Source organism: Streptomyces sp. NBC_01352, assembly GCF_036237295.1.
Lineage (GTDB): Bacteria > Actinomycetota > Actinomycetes > Streptomycetales > Streptomycetaceae > Streptomyces > Streptomyces plumbiresistens.
This window is the reverse complement of the sequence record NZ_CP108354.1, coordinates 4,007,848-4,023,217: the sequence shown is the minus strand read 5'-3', so window position 1 is coordinate 4,023,217 and position 15,370 is coordinate 4,007,848. Positions and strand designations below refer to the sequence as shown.

General features: G+C 69.8%; 12 protein-coding genes and 2 tRNA genes. 9 read left to right on the top strand and 5 right to left on the bottom strand.

Translation table 11 applies throughout. From position 1 onward, the window contains the following. The 4 genes from OG252_RS18630 (at nt 1) to OG252_RS18615 (ending at nt 3,148) form a co-directional block, all read left to right on the top strand. Nucleotides 1-1,113: an SDR family oxidoreductase gene (locus OG252_RS18630; RefSeq protein ID WP_266434027.1), complete on the top strand. Its 1,113-nt coding sequence runs from the start codon at nt 1-3 to the stop codon at nt 1,111-1,113. Nucleotides 1,114-1,245: 132 nt separating this feature from the next. Beyond that, on the top strand, nt 1,246-1,707 hold the full coding sequence (locus OG252_RS18625; RefSeq protein WP_266434025.1) for a molybdenum cofactor biosynthesis protein MoaE: 462 nt from the start codon (nt 1,246-1,248) through the stop codon (nt 1,705-1,707). A 128-nt stretch (nt 1,708-1,835) separates the two neighbouring features. Beyond that, nucleotides 1,836-2,000, top strand: a complete 165-nt coding sequence (locus OG252_RS18620; RefSeq protein WP_266434023.1) for a hypothetical protein — start codon at nt 1,836-1,838, stop codon at nt 1,998-2,000. Nucleotides 2,001-2,053: 53 nt separating this feature from the next. After that, nucleotides 2,054-3,148: a YlbL family protein gene (locus tag OG252_RS18615; RefSeq protein WP_329337345.1), complete on the top strand. Its 1,095-nt coding sequence runs from the start codon at nt 2,054-2,056 to the stop codon at nt 3,146-3,148. Nucleotides 3,149-3,157: 9 nt separating this feature from the next. Here OG252_RS18615 and OG252_RS18610 read toward each other — a convergent pair whose 3' ends face one another. Further along, complete coding sequence (locus OG252_RS18610) at nt 3,158-3,700, bottom strand: PPA1309 family protein (protein ID WP_266434019.1); 543 nt, start codon at nt 3,698-3,700, stop codon at nt 3,158-3,160. 163 nt (nt 3,701-3,863) lie between these two features. Here OG252_RS18610 and OG252_RS18605 point away from each other — a divergent pair, with 163 nt between their 5' ends. From OG252_RS18605 to OG252_RS18590, 4 genes are all read left to right on the top strand, one after another. Then, nucleotides 3,864-6,818: a UPF0182 family membrane protein gene (locus OG252_RS18605; protein WP_266448093.1), complete on the top strand. Its 2,955-nt coding sequence runs from the start codon at nt 3,864-3,866 to the stop codon at nt 6,816-6,818. A 109-nt stretch (nt 6,819-6,927) separates the two neighbouring features. Further along, a tRNA-Met gene (locus tag OG252_RS18600) sits at nt 6,928-7,001 on the top strand. A 230-nt stretch (nt 7,002-7,231) separates the two neighbouring features. Continuing rightward, entirely contained in the window at nt 7,232-9,094 is a 1,863-nt protein-coding gene (locus tag OG252_RS18595) for a tetratricopeptide repeat protein (protein ID WP_329337343.1), read from the top strand. Nucleotides 9,095-10,229: 1,135 nt separating this feature from the next. Continuing rightward, nucleotides 10,230-10,303, top strand: a tRNA-Met gene (locus OG252_RS18590). A gap of 71 nt (nt 10,304-10,374) precedes the next feature. Here OG252_RS18590 and OG252_RS18585 read toward each other — a convergent pair. The 4 genes from OG252_RS18585 to OG252_RS18570 all read right to left on the bottom strand — a co-directional run bounded on the left by OG252_RS18585 (nt 10,375) and on the right by OG252_RS18570 (nt 13,731). Then, on the bottom strand, nt 10,375-11,517 hold the full coding sequence (locus OG252_RS18585) for an ABC transporter substrate-binding protein (protein WP_329337341.1): 1,143 nt from the start codon (nt 11,515-11,517) through the stop codon (nt 10,375-10,377). After that, nucleotides 11,514-12,374 carry an ABC transporter permease gene (locus tag OG252_RS18580; RefSeq protein ID WP_266434014.1) on the bottom strand — a complete coding sequence of 287 codons (861 nt, stop codon included), beginning with the start codon at nt 12,372-12,374 and terminating at the stop codon, nt 11,514-11,516. The genes OG252_RS18585 and OG252_RS18580 overlap by 4 nt, the downstream gene beginning before the upstream one ends. Then, a complete protein-coding gene (locus OG252_RS18575; RefSeq protein ID WP_266434012.1) occupies nt 12,371-13,138 on the bottom strand; it encodes an ABC transporter ATP-binding protein in 768 nt (255 codons plus the stop codon). The genes OG252_RS18580 and OG252_RS18575 overlap by 4 nt, the downstream gene beginning before the upstream one ends. Before the next feature lie 176 nt (nt 13,139-13,314). Next, nucleotides 13,315-13,731, bottom strand: a complete 417-nt coding sequence (locus tag OG252_RS18570; RefSeq protein ID WP_266434010.1) for a Fur family transcriptional regulator — start codon at nt 13,729-13,731, stop codon at nt 13,315-13,317. 127 nt (nt 13,732-13,858) lie between these two features. On the opposite strand from OG252_RS18570, the gene OG252_RS18565 reads away from it, so the two are divergent. After that, nucleotides 13,859-15,328, top strand: a complete 1,470-nt coding sequence (locus tag OG252_RS18565; protein WP_329337337.1) for a catalase — start codon at nt 13,859-13,861, stop codon at nt 15,326-15,328. The last annotated feature ends 42 nt before the right edge of the window (nt 15,329-15,370 follow it).

Genomic DNA, 15,370 nt, shown 5'->3' with positions numbered 1-15,370 from the left:
GTGAGTTCCCCAGATCCGCAGGTTCGCGCAGCGCGAAACCACTCAACCACGCCCGCTGCGCGCGGGCCCGTCGTCGCGGTCACCGGTGCCGCGTCCGGTGTCGGCGCGCTGCTCGTCGAGCGGCTCGCCGCCTCGGACGAGATCAAGCAGGTCATCGCCATCGACGAGCGGCGCGGCGAGTGCGCGGCGGCGCAGTGGCACATCCTGGATGTACGGGATCCGGCCATCGCGGAGAAGCTGCGCGGGGCCGACGCGGTCGTGCATCTGGCGCTCGACCTGGATCTGGAGACCGACGCGGCCGCCCGTACGGCCTACAACGTACGGGGGACACAGACCGTGCTGACGGCTGCCGCGGCGGCCGGCGTGCACCGGGTCGTGCTGTGCACGTCCGCCATGGTCTACGGGGCCCTGCCGGACAACGAGCTGCCGCTCTCCGAGGACGCGGAGCTGCGGGCCACGGCGGAGGCGACCGGGGTCGGGGACCTGCTGGAGATCGAGCGACTCGCCCGGCGCGCGCCGCGGGCGCATCCGGGGCTCAACGTCACCGTGGTCCGGCCGGCGGTGCTGGTCGGGGAGACGGACACCGCGCTGACCAGGTACTTCGAGTCGCCTCGGCTGCTGGTGGTGGCCGGGTCGCGGCCCGCCTGGCAGTTCTGTCACGTCGAGGACCTGTGCAGTGCTCTGGAGTACGCCGTCCTGGAGAAGGTCGACGGGGAACTCGCCGTCGGGTGCGACGGGTGGCTGGAGCAGGAAGAGGTCGAGGAACTCAGCGGGATCCGGCGGATGGAACTGCCGTCCACCGTCGCGCTGGGCGCGGCGGCCCGGCTGCACCGGATCGGGCTGACGCCGTCCCCGGCGGGCGATCTGGCCTACACGATGTACCCCTGGGTGGTCAGCGGGAGCCGGCTGCACGACGCGGGGTGGCGGCCGCAGTGGACCAACGAGGAGGTGCTCGCGGAGCTGCTGGACGAGGTCTCCGGGAGACACACCGTGGCTGGCCGGCGACTCGGGCGCAAGGACGCGACCGCGGCCGGGGCCGCGGGGGCGACGGTGGCTCTGCTGGGTGCGGCGGCGGTCGTACGGCGGGCCCGGAAGGCTCGGCGCCGGATCTGACGGAAGGGCGTGCCGCACACCGGCATCGGTCGGTCGCGGCGCGCCCCCTGTAGGAGGCTCCAAGCAGGCACGCGTGCGTACCGGTCGATGACGCTATTCCTCGTCCTCGTCGGCGTGCGGCAGGATGGAGGCATGGCACCCACACACGACCACCCCGGTGAGCAGGCCGCGCAGGATCCCGTCAAGCTCCTCGCCATCCGGGAGACGGCGCTCTCCCTGGACGAGGTCTTCCGGGCCGTCGGGGACGAGGCCGCGGGCGGGACCGCGTTGTTCGTCGGGACCGTGCGGAACCATGACGGGGGTGCCGATGTCGATGAGCTCGGGTACTCGTGCCATCCCAGCGCCGAGGCCGAGATGCGGCGGATCGCCGAGAAGGTCGTCGCCGAGTACCCGGTGCGGGCCCTCGCGGCCGTGCATCGCGTGGGTGACCTGAAGGTCGGGGACCTCGCCGTCGTGGTGGCCGTCTCCTGTCCGCACCGGGGCGAGGCCTTCGAGGCGTGCCGGAAGCTGATCGACGATCTCAAGCACGAAGTGCCCATCTGGAAGCATCAGAAGTTCTCCGACGGCACCGAGGAGTGGGTCGGCGCCTGCTGAGCCCGCCTCCCCGTGGTGACTCCCCTTCCGGTTGCGTAACCGCACCCCTGGCGTGAGCGTTGTCGGTGCGGACGGTTAGTCTGCTGACCAGTCAGTTTGCGGTCGCTCATCGGGGTTGGGAGGACGGCATGGCGGCGCTCGCCTGGTTGTTGATTCCGCTTGTGGCTGCGATCGGCGCCGGTCTCTGGGGCACTTGGGCCAATCGGACCCGCAAGGTCCGCAGCGACGGCCCCGAGCTCGACGGGTACGCCCGCTTCCGCGCCGCCATGGAGAAGCCCCGCTCCGGCACATGACCCGGACGCGGCCCTCACGGTGCGCTGACAGAGGCGTCCCGTACTGTCGTGCCATGCCACGCCGCACCGCGACGATGCTCGCCTCCACCCTGATGCTGATCGCGCTCCTGTGCGCGGGAGTCTTCATCACTGTGCCGTATTCGGAGATGTCACCGGGTCCGACGGTGAACACGCTCGGGGACCACGACGGCGAGCCGGTGCTGCAGATCTCGGGGCGGAAGACGTACGGGACGACTGGGAACCTGAACATGACAACCGTCCGGGTCACCAGCGCCGACTACAAGATGAACCTCGTCGAGGCCGTCTACGGGTGGCTCGCGCACGACAACAAGGTCGTGCCGCACGACACCCTCTATCCGGACGGCAAGACCGAGGAGCAGTCGACCCAGGAGAACGCCGAGGAGTTCAGCCAGTCCCAGGAGAGCGCCAAGGTCGCGGCCCTCAAGGAGCTGGACGTCCCGGTGCGGTCCTGGGTGATCGTCTCGACGGTCGTCAAGGACTCCCCGGCCGAGGGCCGGCTGCACGCCGGGGATGTGATCAAGGCCGTCGACGGTACGGCGGTGAAGGAGCCCGCCGACGTCGCCGAACTGGTGACCAAGCACAAGCCCGGCGAGGACGTCGTCTTCACGATCGTGCCCGCCAAGGAACAGGCCGCCGCCGAGAAGGAGAACAAGACGGCGACCCGGACCGAGGACGTCACCATCACGACGAAGGCCTCCGACGACGCCGGCGAGAAGCGCGCCATCGTCGGGATCTCGGCGGGGACGGACCACACGTTCCCGTTCACCATCGACATCAAGCTCGCCGACGTCGGCGGGCCGAGTGCCGGGCTGATGTTCGCGCTCGGCATCTACGACAAGCTCACCCCGGGCAGCCTCACCGGCGGCAAGTTCGTCGCCGGCACCGGGACGATCGACGACGACGGCAAGGTCGGCCCGATCGGCGGCATCGAGATGAAGACCGTCGGCGCGCGCAGCAAGGGCGCCCAGTACTTCCTCACGCCGGCCGACAACTGCGCGGCCGCCGCGAGCGACGCCCCCGACGGGCTCACCCTGGTCAAGGTGAAGACCATCGACGACGCCCTCGGCGCCCTCAAGGACATCCGCTCGGGCGACACCGCCGACCTGACGAAGTGCACGACGCAGTAGCCCGCAGGGCTACTCCTCGAACGTCGCCGCCAGCGCCTCCGCAAGGCCCGGTACCAGAGCACCGCCGGTGAGGACCTCCGTCGGGGAGTCCTTCTCGCGCAGCCGCAGGGCCGAGTCGCGGGCGCCGTCGCGCAGGACCGCGACCGTCATGCGGACCTCCTGACGGTCCGGGTGCTCGGCCACCCACTGGGCGAGCTTCTTCTCGGTCAGCCCTTCCGGGACGGACGCCTCCGCGGACGGCGGCAGCATCAGGCGCTCCACCGTGAGCGCGCAGCCGACCACGGCGTCGGGCCAGGCGATCGTGCCGAGGAACTCGTCGAGCGGCTTGCCCGCGGGGATCTCCTCCTGCTCGATCGGGGTGAGGCCGGTGGTCTGCTGCTCCGCGTCGAGGCCGAGCTGGGCCGCGAGAGCGGGTTCCTGAGTGCGCAGCCGTGCGGTGTCTACGAGGGCGAAGAGGCGGGCGGGCTGGTCCCAGCCGAGGCCGGAGGCGTACTCGTCGATCTCGAGAACGGCCCGGGTCAGCGGGCTCGCCGCCATGGGAGTGTTGGACATGGTCACAATCCTCTCTCGTTCAGGGCCGGAATCGGGAACCGAGTAAAGCGTGAGTAAGTTGCATAGGTGGGGGCCTACGATCACGAGGCCCACGGACGGCCCGTGACGACGCGGGTCTGACATACCAACAGCGAACTTCGAGGTGCGCACCTTGGCTTTCCAGATGCCGGACCGCGGCGGAGGCCCGACGGGGCCACGGATCAGAGTGGGCCGCCCGTCCCGGCGTGTCCGGACCCTGCTCATGACACTGGGCGTCCTTGCCGTCCTCGGCATGGCGTTCACCATGTTCGCCGGGTTCTGGACGGACTGGCTCTGGTACCGGTCGGTGAACTACTCGTCGGTGTTCACGACCACCCTGTGGACCAAGATCGGGCTGTTCTTCGTCTTCGGTCTGCTGATGGCCCTGGCGGTCGGCCTCAACATCTGGCTGGCCCACCGGCTGCGTCCGCCGCTGAGCGCCATGTCGATGGAGCAGCAGAGCCTGGACCGCTACCGGATGGGCATCGCGCCGTACAAGAAGTGGCTGCTCCTGGGAATCACCGCCCTGGTGGGCCTCATCGCCGGCGCCTCGGCGTCGAGCCAGTGGCGGACCTGGCTGATGTGGGTCAACGGCGTGCCCTTCAACCAGAAGGACCCGCAGTTCCACCTCGACGTCTCCTTCTACGCCTTCGACCTGCCCTGGTACCGATTCCTGCTCGGGTTCGGCTTCGCCGCCGCGATCCTCTCCGTGATCGCCGCCGCGCTGACCCACTACCTGTACGGCGGGCTGCGGATCACCTCTCCGGGCGCGCGCGCCACGGCCGCCGCGACCGGGCATCTGTCGGTGCTGCTGGGCATCTTCGTCGCCCTGAAGGCCGTCGCGTACTGGCTCGACCGGTACGGACTGGCCGTGAAGTCCAGCGACTTCAAGGCCACCGACAGCTGGACCGGCCTCAGGTACGTCGACGCCAACGCCTATCTGCCGGCCAAGACGATCCTGTTCTGCATCGCCGTCATCTGCGCCGTGCTGTTCTTCGCCACCCTGTGGCGGCGCACCTGGCAGCTGCCCGTCATCGGCTTCGGTCTGATGGTGCTCTCGGCGATCCTCATCGGCGGTCTGTACCCGGCGATCGTCCAGAAGTTCCAGGTCCAGCCCAACGAGCAGGCCAAGGAAGCGCCGTACGTCGCGAAGAACCTCAAGGCGACGCGTGACGCCTACGGCATCGACGACACCAAGGTCACCGACTACGCGGGCAAGTCCACCACCACGGACAAGACCAAGCTGCGCGACGACGTCGACGGCACGGCCAGCATCCGCGTCATGGACCCGAACATCGTCTCGCCGACGTTCCAGCAGCTCCAGCAGATGCGTAACTACTACGCGTTCCCGACCAACCTGGACGTCGACCGCTACAGCAAGGACGGCAAAGACCAGGACACGGTCATCGGTCTGCGTGAGCTGAACCTCAACGGCATTCCGAAGAACAACTGGATCAACGACCACTTCCGCTACACCCACGGGTACGGCGTGGTCGCCGCCAAGGGCACCACGGCCGACGCCGAGGGCCGCCCGGTCTTCACCGAGTCCGACCTGCCGTCCCAGGGTGACCTCGGGACGTACCAGCAGCGGATCTACTACGGCGAGAAGACCACCACGTACTCGATCGTCGGCGGTCCCCAGAAGGAGATCGACTACTCCGACGACAGCGGAGAGAAGACCTTCAGCTACACGGCCGACAGCGGGGTCAACCTCTCCAACCCGGTCAACCGGGCCGCGTACGCGTTGGCGTTCAGTGAACCGCAGATCATGTACTCCGGGGCGATCGGCGAGGGATCGCGGATCCTCTACAACCGCACGCCCAAGCAGCGCGTCGAGGCGGTGGCCCCCTGGCTGACCATCGACGGCGACGCCTACCCGGCAGTCGTGGACGGCAAGATCCAGTGGATCGTCGACGCGTACACGACGACGAACGGCTACCCGTACTCCTCGCGTACGACGCTCGGTGACACGACGGCCGACTCGCTGACCGCGACGAACAACTCGCGTGCGGTGGTGGCCCAGCAGAACCAGGTCAACTACATCCGCAACTCGGTGAAGGCGACCGTCGACGCGTACACCGGCCAGGTCAAGCTCTATCAGTGGGACACCCAGGACCCCGTCCTGAAGACCTGGATGAAGGCGTTCCCGGGCACGGTGAAGGCCAAGGGCGACATCTCCGCTTCGCTGATGGCCCATCTCCGGTACCCGCAGGACCTGTTCAAGGTCCAGCGCGAGCTGCTCAGCCGCTACCACGTCGAGGACGCGGACACGTTCCTCAGCGGCAGCGAGGTGTGGCAGGTGCCGGACGACCCGACCAACAAGTCGGGTGACGCGGTGCCGCCGTACTACCTGAGCATGAAGATGCCCGACCAGTCGGCACAGGCGTTCTCGCTGACGACCACCTTCACGCCCAACGGGCGGGACAACCTCAGCGCGTTCATGGCGGTCGACGCGGAGGCGGGCACGCCCGACTACGGCAAGATCAGAATCCTGAAACTGCCGACCAGTACGACCGTCAACGGGCCCAAACAGGTGCAGAGCCAGTTCAACTCCGAACAGGACATCGCCGAGTCCATCAGACTTCTGCAGGGCGGCGACTCCGAGGTGGAGTACGGCAACCTGCTGACGGTGCCACTCGACGGAGGACTGCTCTACGTGGAGCCGGTCTACGTACGCGGTGGTGGACTCAAGTACCCGCTGCTGCGGAAGGTGTTGGTGAGCTACGGAGGCAACACCGCCTTCGAGGACACCCTCGACCAAGCCCTCAACAAGGTCTTCGGAGCGGACGTTTCGACTCCCGAGCCACCGGACGAGGGCGAGGACCCGGGCACGACCCCACCACCGACGTCCAGTAACCCAACGGTCCAAAAGGCCCTGGACGACGCCCAGAAGGCCTTCGACGCCGGCCAGGAAGCCCTGAAGAAGGGTGACTGGGAGGCGTACGGCCGGGCCCAGGCGGACCTGGAGGCCGCGCTGCGGCGGGCCGAGGACGCGCAGGCCGCCGCCGACAAGCCCGGCGGCACCAGCAGTCCCAGTCCCAGCGGCAGTCCGAGCCCGAGTGGCAGTCCGAGCCCGACCGGCAGTCCGGACAGCGGATGATCGACAGTCCCGACAGCGGCTGTTCGGTAGCCCTGACAGTGGTTGATCGGTAGTCCAAAGCAGCTGGTCAAAGCCCACCCCGCGCCGTGATACGGTTGCAGAACAACGGCGCGGGGTGGAGCAGCTCGGTAGCTCGCTGGGCTCATAACCCAGAGGTCGCAGGTTCAAATCCTGTCCCCGCTACTCAAGGTCGACGACGTGAGTCACAGACCAACGAAGGCCCGGATCCTTTCAGGATCCGGGCCTTCGTGATGTGCGAACGCATGTGCCGACATCAGGGACGGCCGTGCCGCCGAGGGGAGTTGGGGACTTCTGTGTTTGACTTGTCTCTCTGTGGGCATGTCGACAAAACGCTGAAGTGACCTCACTGGCTGCGGTATACCAGGTGTACCCAGGTTGCAGGTGGTGCGACGATGGACGTTATGGGGGACAAGGCAACTCTGTTCGAGACAGGGCGTTTTGTGCAACCTTCCCAGCCGGACGAGGCCGGGGAGGCGGTCGAGGGTGTCGCCGAGGACGCGGCCGAAGAGGTCCGCCGGCGGATCGCCGCCGAGACCGGCGACGTCGAGGCGATGAGCGTCCTCGGGGCCATGCTGCTGCGCCGCGGTGATCTCGACGGAGCCGAGCCCCATCTGCGTGCCGCCACCGCGGCCGGTGACCGGGCCGCGGCCAACAACCTGGGAGTCCTCCTCCACCAGCGCGGGTACGCCGACGACGCCGCCGGATGGTGGCGGATCGCCGCCGTCGCCGGGTCCGCCGCGGCCGCGCACGCGCTGGGTCGGCACCACCGGGAGCGGGGCGACGAGCCGGCCGCGGAGTACTGGCTGCGGCAGTCCGCCGAACAGGGGCACGCGCTGGGCGCGTACGCCCTCGCCGATCTGCTGGAGCATCGCGGGGATGCCGGGGCGGAGCTGTGGATGCGGTCCGCGGCCGAGCGGGGGCATCGGGAGGCGGCGTACCGGCTGGCCCGTGCGCTTGATCGCAAGACGGTGGGCGAGGTGGATGCCGGGGGTGACAGCGTTGTCGCTGGTGCTGGTGCTGGTGCTGGTGCTGGTGCTGGTGCTGGTGCGACGGACGAGGCCGAGCAGTGGTACCGGCAGGCCGCCGCGCGCGGGCACCGGCGGGCCGCGCTGCACCTCGGGGCGATCCTGGAGAAGCGCGGCGAGCTCAAGGAGGCCGGGCGCTGGTACCTGACCTCCGCCAAGGACGGGGAGGCGCGGGCCGCCTGCGCGCTCGGGTTCCTGCTGCGGGACGCCGGGGACACCGAGAGTGCCGCCGTGTGGTGGCTGCGGGCCGCGCAGTACGGCGACGGCAACGCGGCCAACGCGCTGGGCGCGCTGCACGCCGAGCGCGGGGAACCGCAGACCGCCGAGCGGTGGTACCGGGCGGCGATGGACGCCGGTGACGACAACGGGGCGTACAACCTCGGGCTGCTCTGCGCCGAGCAGGGGCGGACCGCGCAGGCCGAGCAGTGGTACCGGCGGGCGGCGTACGCCGGACACCGCGAGGCGGCGAACGCGCTGGCGATCCTGTTGCTGCAGGGCGGGGACGCGCGGGGGGCGGAGCCGTGGTTCTCCAAGGCCGCGGAGGCCGGGAGCGTCGACGCCGCGTTCAACCTGGGCATTCTGTTCGCCGGGCGGGGCGAGGACGTTGTCGCGCTGCGGTGGTACGAGCGGGCCGCGGGCGCCGGGCATACGGAAGCGGCGCTTCAGGTCGGGATCGCGCGCCTGCGGGACGGGGACGAGCGGGAGGCAGAGCGGTACCTGCGGTGTGCGGCGGGGGGTGGCAGTGCGGAGGCCGCGTACCGGCTGGCGACTGTCCTGGACGCCCGGCGGCCGCCGGTGCCTTCGCATGAGCTCGGGGAGACGGTGCACGAGAAGAGCGAGTGCGAGGAGTGGTACGAGCGGGCGGCGTCGCTCGGGCATCGGCGGGCGCAGGTGCGGGTCGGGATGCTGGCCGCTGCGCGGGGCGATGTCGTGGAGGCCGCGCGGTGGTACCGGGAGGCTGCGGAGGCCGGGTCTCGTAACGGTGCGTTCAATCTTGGGCTGTTGCTGGCTCGGGAGGGGAGTGAGCCGGAGGCTGCGGTGTGGTGGACTCGGGCGGCTGATGCGGGGCATGGGCGGGCGGCGTTGCGGCTTGCCCTCGTCTACGCGCGTCGGGGGGAGCTGGCTGAGGGGCAGCGGTGGGCTGACCGGGCGGTGGCGCTTGGGCCGGGAGAGGTTGCGGAGCGGGCGGCTCGGTTGCGGGATGCGTTGCGGCAGGAGCTGTCGGCGTGAGGCTTTCGCCGGGCTGAGGCCGGGGGGCCGCCGGCTCGGGGTTGGGGTTGCTGCCGGGGTGTTCCTCGCCCCCGCCGCCCCTACCCGTCCCATCCCAGGGGCTCCGCCCCTTCGACCCCACCAGGGGCTTCGCCCCTGGACCCCGGCGGGGACTGCGTCCCCTGCACCCCACGCGGGGACTGCGTCCCCTGCACCCCACGCGGGGACTGCGTCCCCTGCACCCCACGCGGGGACTGCGTCCCCTGGGCCGGCGGGGACTGCGTCCCCTGGGCCGGCGGAGACTGCGTCCCCTGCACGCCTGGCGGGAGCTCCGCCCCTGCGCCCCACGTGGGGCTTCGTCACTTGAGCCCGCTGGGGCCGCGCTCCCTGCACCCCGCGCGGGGCTCCGCCCCCTGCACTCCGGCGGGCTCCGCCCCCTGCACTCCGGCGGGCACCCACACAAGGCTTCGTCTCTGGAGTCCGTTGGGACTGCGCCTCTGCCCCTTCCCCTGCGCCCCTGGCGGCGACTCCGCCCGCGCGAGGCTTCGCCTCTGCACGCATAGCGGGGCTCCGCCTCTGGACCCTGGCGAGGGCTCCATCCGCTGCACGCCTGGCGGGGTTCCGCTTACTGGACCACGCGAGGCTTCGCCCCTGCACGCATCGCGGGGTTCTGCCCCCTGGACTGCGCGAGGCTTCGCCCCTGCACGCATCGCGGGGTTCTGCCCCCTGGACTGCGCGAGGCTGTGCCCCCCTGCGCCCTGCGCGAACGCCTAGCGGGGTTCCGCCCCTGAACTCTGGCGGGACTGCGTCCCCTGCACGCCTGCCGGCATTCCGCCCTGGATTGGGCGGGGACTGCGCTCCCGAACCCCGAACCCCGAACCCCGCACCCCGCATTGCACCCTGCGCACCCGCACCCCCCCCCGCGAGGCTCCGCCCCTGCACCCCGTCAGGGTTTCGCGCGCCACCCCTCAAGGCTCCGCCGCGGAGCCTCTTCAGCCCGGAGGGCCTCGTCCTCGAATGTCCGATGGGCTGAAGGATGCGGATCGGAGTCGAGGCGAGGTGAGAGGGGTGAGGGGTGGCTTTGACCTGGGCTGATGAGGGGGTGGTAATCGATTTGCCTCTGCTGGTCTCCTTGACGTAGTGTTCCATTCATCGACGCGGGGTGGAGCAGCTCGGTAGCTCGCTGGGCTCATAACCCAGAGGTCGCAGGTTCAAATCCTGTCCCCGCTACTGAAGGCCGAGGGCCGGAATCCAGAAATGGGTTCCGGCCCTTGGTGTTTGTCGGTGATGGGCCCTGTTTGTCAGGAGCGGTGGCCTATTGCCTCCTCGTACAAGGCTCTGTTCACCGTCTTCGACTCCGGTAGCGGGTCGCCCTCGCTCACGCCCTGGGCGCGGTAGGCGGACTGGAGGCGGTCCGTGGTGCCGGTGCGGATTTCCCAGTCCATGCGGAGGGACGGAGTGGACCTGAGGATCGCCTCGTCGGCCTTCAGGAGCTTGGCCAGGTAGGAGATGAAGGCCGCATCCTGTTTGTAGTCGGACGTGAAGTACGTGTTGATCGTGCGGATGTAGGCCCGGAGCAGGGCAACTCCCGCGTCCACGTCGTCGTTCAGCAGGCTCGGGCCGTACAGCATGCCGCCCAGGGGTTCGCCCAGAGGCTGGCCGCCGAGGAAGGCGTATCCGGGCTCGCCGTCGACCCTGCGCCAGACGGGGTCGAGGAGCCAGGCCGAGTCGACGCCTCCGTTCTGGAGGGCGGTGAGGACGTCGGCGGAGCCCAGTTGGGCGTACTGGATCTTGTCGAGGCCGCCGCCGTGCTTCTCCAGCGCCTGCTCCATGGGGTAGGCGATCACGGACCCCTTGCCGATCATCGTGCCCATCCTGCGCCCGGCCATGGCCACGCGGTCCGCGCTCTCGCCCTTCTTCAGCCGCACCCACAGCCCGCTCTTCGACTCCGGGTCGGGTGAGAAGTTGCCCGCGACCCAGCTGATGTCGAAACCGCCGCGGATGCCGTTCATGACGGCCGCCTCCGGGGCCGCCCACTGTGCGTCGATGTCCCCCTTGGCGAGGAGGGGGAGCGCGTCCGGTGTGGGCAGTACCTTCAGGGTGACGTCCAGGCCCTCCTTCTTGAACTCGCCCTTGTCGAGGGCCACTTGGAGCGGTGCCACGTACTCGGCGCTCAGTGTTCCCGTCGCGATCGTCAGCTTCCGGGTCTTGGGGAGGGGCTGCGGCGGAGGGGCCCCGGCCTGGCAGCGGGCCGGCAGGCGGGTGGGGGAGAGGTCGGCGGGGTCGGTCCAGGATGTGTCGCCGCAGCCCTCCATCGGGCGGATCGTGCGGTTGTTCGCGCCTGCCTTCGGTTCCGAGTCCGACTCGTACGGCGACGAACAGGCCGCCGACACCAGCAGGACACCCACGGCGATCACGGCACCGTACGCACGTCGTCCCCTCATGACTGCCCCCGCCCGCGGTCCCGGGGCGCCCACGGAGTGAGCAACCGCCCCACGATCCGTACCAGTTCGGAGAACAGGACGCCCAGGACGGCCACACAGACGATGCCGACGAACATCACGTCGTTCTGGAACAGCGCGCGCGAGTCGAAGATCAGGTGGCCCAGGCCGTTCGTGGCGGCGATCTGTTCCGAGGCGACGATCACCAGGACCGCCACGCCCGCCGCTATCCGCGCGCCCACCAGGACGGACGGCAACGAGGCCGGCAGCAGGACATGGCGGAACATCTGCCACCAGGAGGCGCCGAAGACCCGGCCCGCGTCGCGGTGGCCGGTCGGGACGGCGATCACCGCCGACATGGTCGAGATCCATACGAAGAAGAAGACCGTGGCCGCCACCAGGGCCACCTGGGGGCCCTCACCCAGGCCGAACATGTTCAGGAAGATCGGGAGCAGGGCCAGTTTCGGTACGACGTACAGGGCGTCGAGCAACGGCTCCAGCGCCGCTCTCACCAGGGAGAGGGAGCCCATCAGGAGGCCCAGCGCGTAGCCCGCCGCCGTGCCGATCGCGTAGCCGGCCAGGACGCGCTTCAGGGTGGCCCATACGTCCGGCCACAGGTCACCGGCCGCCGCCCGGTCCCAGCCGTCGGCGAGGATCGTGGACGGGGCCGGGTAGACGCGGTCGTCGATCCAGGCCTGGGCGGCGGCCAGTTGCCACAGCAGGATCAGCACCAGCGGGACGGCCGCGGCGAGCGACAGTTCCAGAGCGCGCCTGCGGCGGTGGGTGCGTACGGGGTGGAGTTCCTGGGGGCCGGGGCGGCGGACCAGGACCGAGGTCCGGTCCGGAGCGAGCGTGGTCATGCCGGCACCGCCTCCTTCCTGAGGAGGTCCCACAGGTCGCTCTTGAGGGAGGTGAACTCGGGCGTGGAGCGGATGTCGCCGGTGCGCGGGCGCGGGAACGGCGGGAGGTGCTCGGCGATGATCCGGCCCGGGCGGGCGGACATCACCAGGACGCGGTCGCCGAGGACGATCGCCTCCTCCAGGCTGTGGGTGACGAAGAGGGTGGTGGTGCGGGTGGCTTGAGTGAGCTCCAGGAGCTCCTCCTGGAGGATCATGCGGAGTTGGGCGTCCAGGGCGGCGAACGGCTCATCCATGAGGAGGAGTTCGGGCTCGACCGCGAGCGCACGGGCTATCGCCACGCGCTGGCGCATGCCGCCGGAGAGGGCCGCCGGGTAGGCGTGCGCGAAGTCGGCGAGGCCCATGCGGGTCAGCCACTCGTCGGCGCGGGCGTTCGCCTCACGGCGGGGAACGCGCTGGATGTCCAGTCCGAAGCGGACGTTCGCGCGGACCGTCTTCCAGTCGTAGATGCCGTAGTCCTGGAAGATCATGGCGGCCGGGCGGGGGCTGGACGTACGGATCTCCAGGCGGCCCGTGCTCGGGCGGAGCAGGCCCGCCGCGATGCGCAGGAGTGTGGACTTGCCGCAGCCCGACGGGCCCACCAGGCAGACGAACTCGCCCGGGGTGACGGTGAGGTCGACGGGGCCGAGGGCGTCGACGGCACGGGGTGCGCGGCCGAAGGTGCGGGTCAGATCGGTGGCGTGGAGTTTTGGGTGCGGATCTCCCACGGTTGCTCCTCGCGGAGTTCGGTACGGGGTGGGGGGTGTGCCGCACGACGATATGACGGACCGTCAGATACGGGAAGGGTGCGGGAAGGTCGTGCACGGCAGAAGGCGCGGCGCGGAGCGCGGCAGAAAGCCCCGGCATCCACTGATGCCGGGGCTTTCCGAGGACAGGGAGAGTGCTACGCCGCCGCGCAGTTCGGGCACACGCCTCGGTACGTCACCTCGACGTCCGACACCGTGAAGCCGAAGCGCTCGGTGTCGGGGAGGTCGGCCAGCGGGTTGCCGCCGGGGTGGACGTCCCGGATGGTGCCGCACTGGGCGCAGACCAGGTGGTGGTGCGGCCGGTGCGCGTTCGGGTCGTAGCGCTTGGCGCGCTTGTCCGTGGCGACCTCGAGGACCTCGCCGAGGGAGACCAGTTCGCCCAGCGTGTTGTAGACGGTCGCCCGGGAGATCTCGGGCAGCTTGGCGACGGCCCGCGAGTGGACCTCGTCGGCCGTCAGGTGGACGTGTTCGCCGTCGAGCACCTCGGCCACGACACGCCGCTGCGCGGTCATTCGCCATCCGCGTCCGCGCAGCCGTTCCAGAAGGTCGCTCATGCGCATCAGCCTAGCAGCAAGAGGGACCAGGTCGCGACCAGGTGTGACTTTGGATCCCTGCTTGACTTAGACATTGTCTATTGTAGGATCGACTTCGACGTTGGTTCAGTGACAGGAACGGCAGGGAATGGCGCAGGAGGCGTACGTGACGCAGGGACCGCTTACGACGGAGGCCGGGGCTCCGGTCGCCGACAACCAGAACAGCGAGACCGCGGGCGCCGGCGGCCCGGTACTCGTACAGGACCAGCTCCTCCTGGAGAAGCTCGCCCACTTCAACCGCGAGCGCATTCCGGAGCGCGTCGTCCACGCCCGCGGCGCGGGGGCGTACGGCACCTTCACCGTCACCGCCGACGTCACCCGCTACACGCGCGCCACGTTCCTCTCCGAGGTCGGCAAGCAGACCGAGACCTTCCTGCGCTTCTCCACCGTGGCGGGCAACCTCGGTGCCGCCGACGCCGTGCGTGACCCGCGCGGCTGGGCGCTGAAGTTCTACACCGAAGAGGGCAACTACGACCTCGTCGGGAACAACACCCCGGTGTTCTTCATCAAGGACGCCATCAAGTTCCCCGACTTCATCCACACCCAGAAGCGCGACCCGTACACGGGCAGCCAGGAGGCGGACAACGTCTGGGACTTCTGGGGGCTGTCGCCCGAGTCCACGCACCAGGTGACCTGGCTGTTCGGCGACCGCGGCATCCCGGCCTCGTACCGCCACATGAACGGCTACGGCTCGCACACCTACCAGTGGAACAACGAGGCCGGCGAGGTCTTCTGGGTCAAGTACCACTTCAAGACCGACCAGGGCATCAGGAACCTGACCTCGGCTCAGGCCGCGAGGCTCGCCGGTGAGGACCCCGACTCCCACCAGCGCGACCTGCGCGAGTCCATCGAGCGGGGTGACTTCCCGACCTGGACCGTGCAGGTGCAGATCATGCCGGAGGCGGACGCGGCGACGTACCGCTTCAACCCGTTCGACCTCACCAAGGTGTGGCCGCACGAGGACTACCCGCCGATCGAGATCGGGAAGCTGGAGCTCAACCGCAACCCGCAGAACATCTTCGCGGAGGTGGAGCAGAGCATCTTCTCGCCCGCGCACTTCGTGCCGGGTATCGGCCCGTCGCCCGACAAGATGCTGCAGGGCCGGCTCTTCGCGTACGGCGACGCCCACCGCTACCGCGTCGGCATCAACGCCGACCACCTGCCGGTGAACCGCCCGCACGCGACCGAGGCGCGCACCAACTCCCGGGACGGCTTCCTGTACGACGGCCGGCACGGCGGTGCGAAGAACTACGAGCCGAACAGCTTCGGCGGGCCGGTCCAGACGGATCGTCCGCTGTGGTCCGCCACCGCCGTGACCGGCGGCACCGGCAACCACCCGGCCCCGGTGCACGCCGAGGACGACGATTTCGTGCAGGCGGGCAACCTCTACCGCCTGATGTCTCAGGACGAGAAGGAGCGCCTGATCGCCAACCTGGCGGGCTTCATCGCCAAGGTCTCGCGCGAGGACATCGTCGAGCGGGCGATCGACAACTTCCGTCAGGCCGACGGAGACTACGGCAAGCGGCTGGAGGCCGCGGTCCAGGCCCTGCGCGGCTGAACGAACCACCAGCACTGGATCGCTTGTCGTGAGCGGACGGGC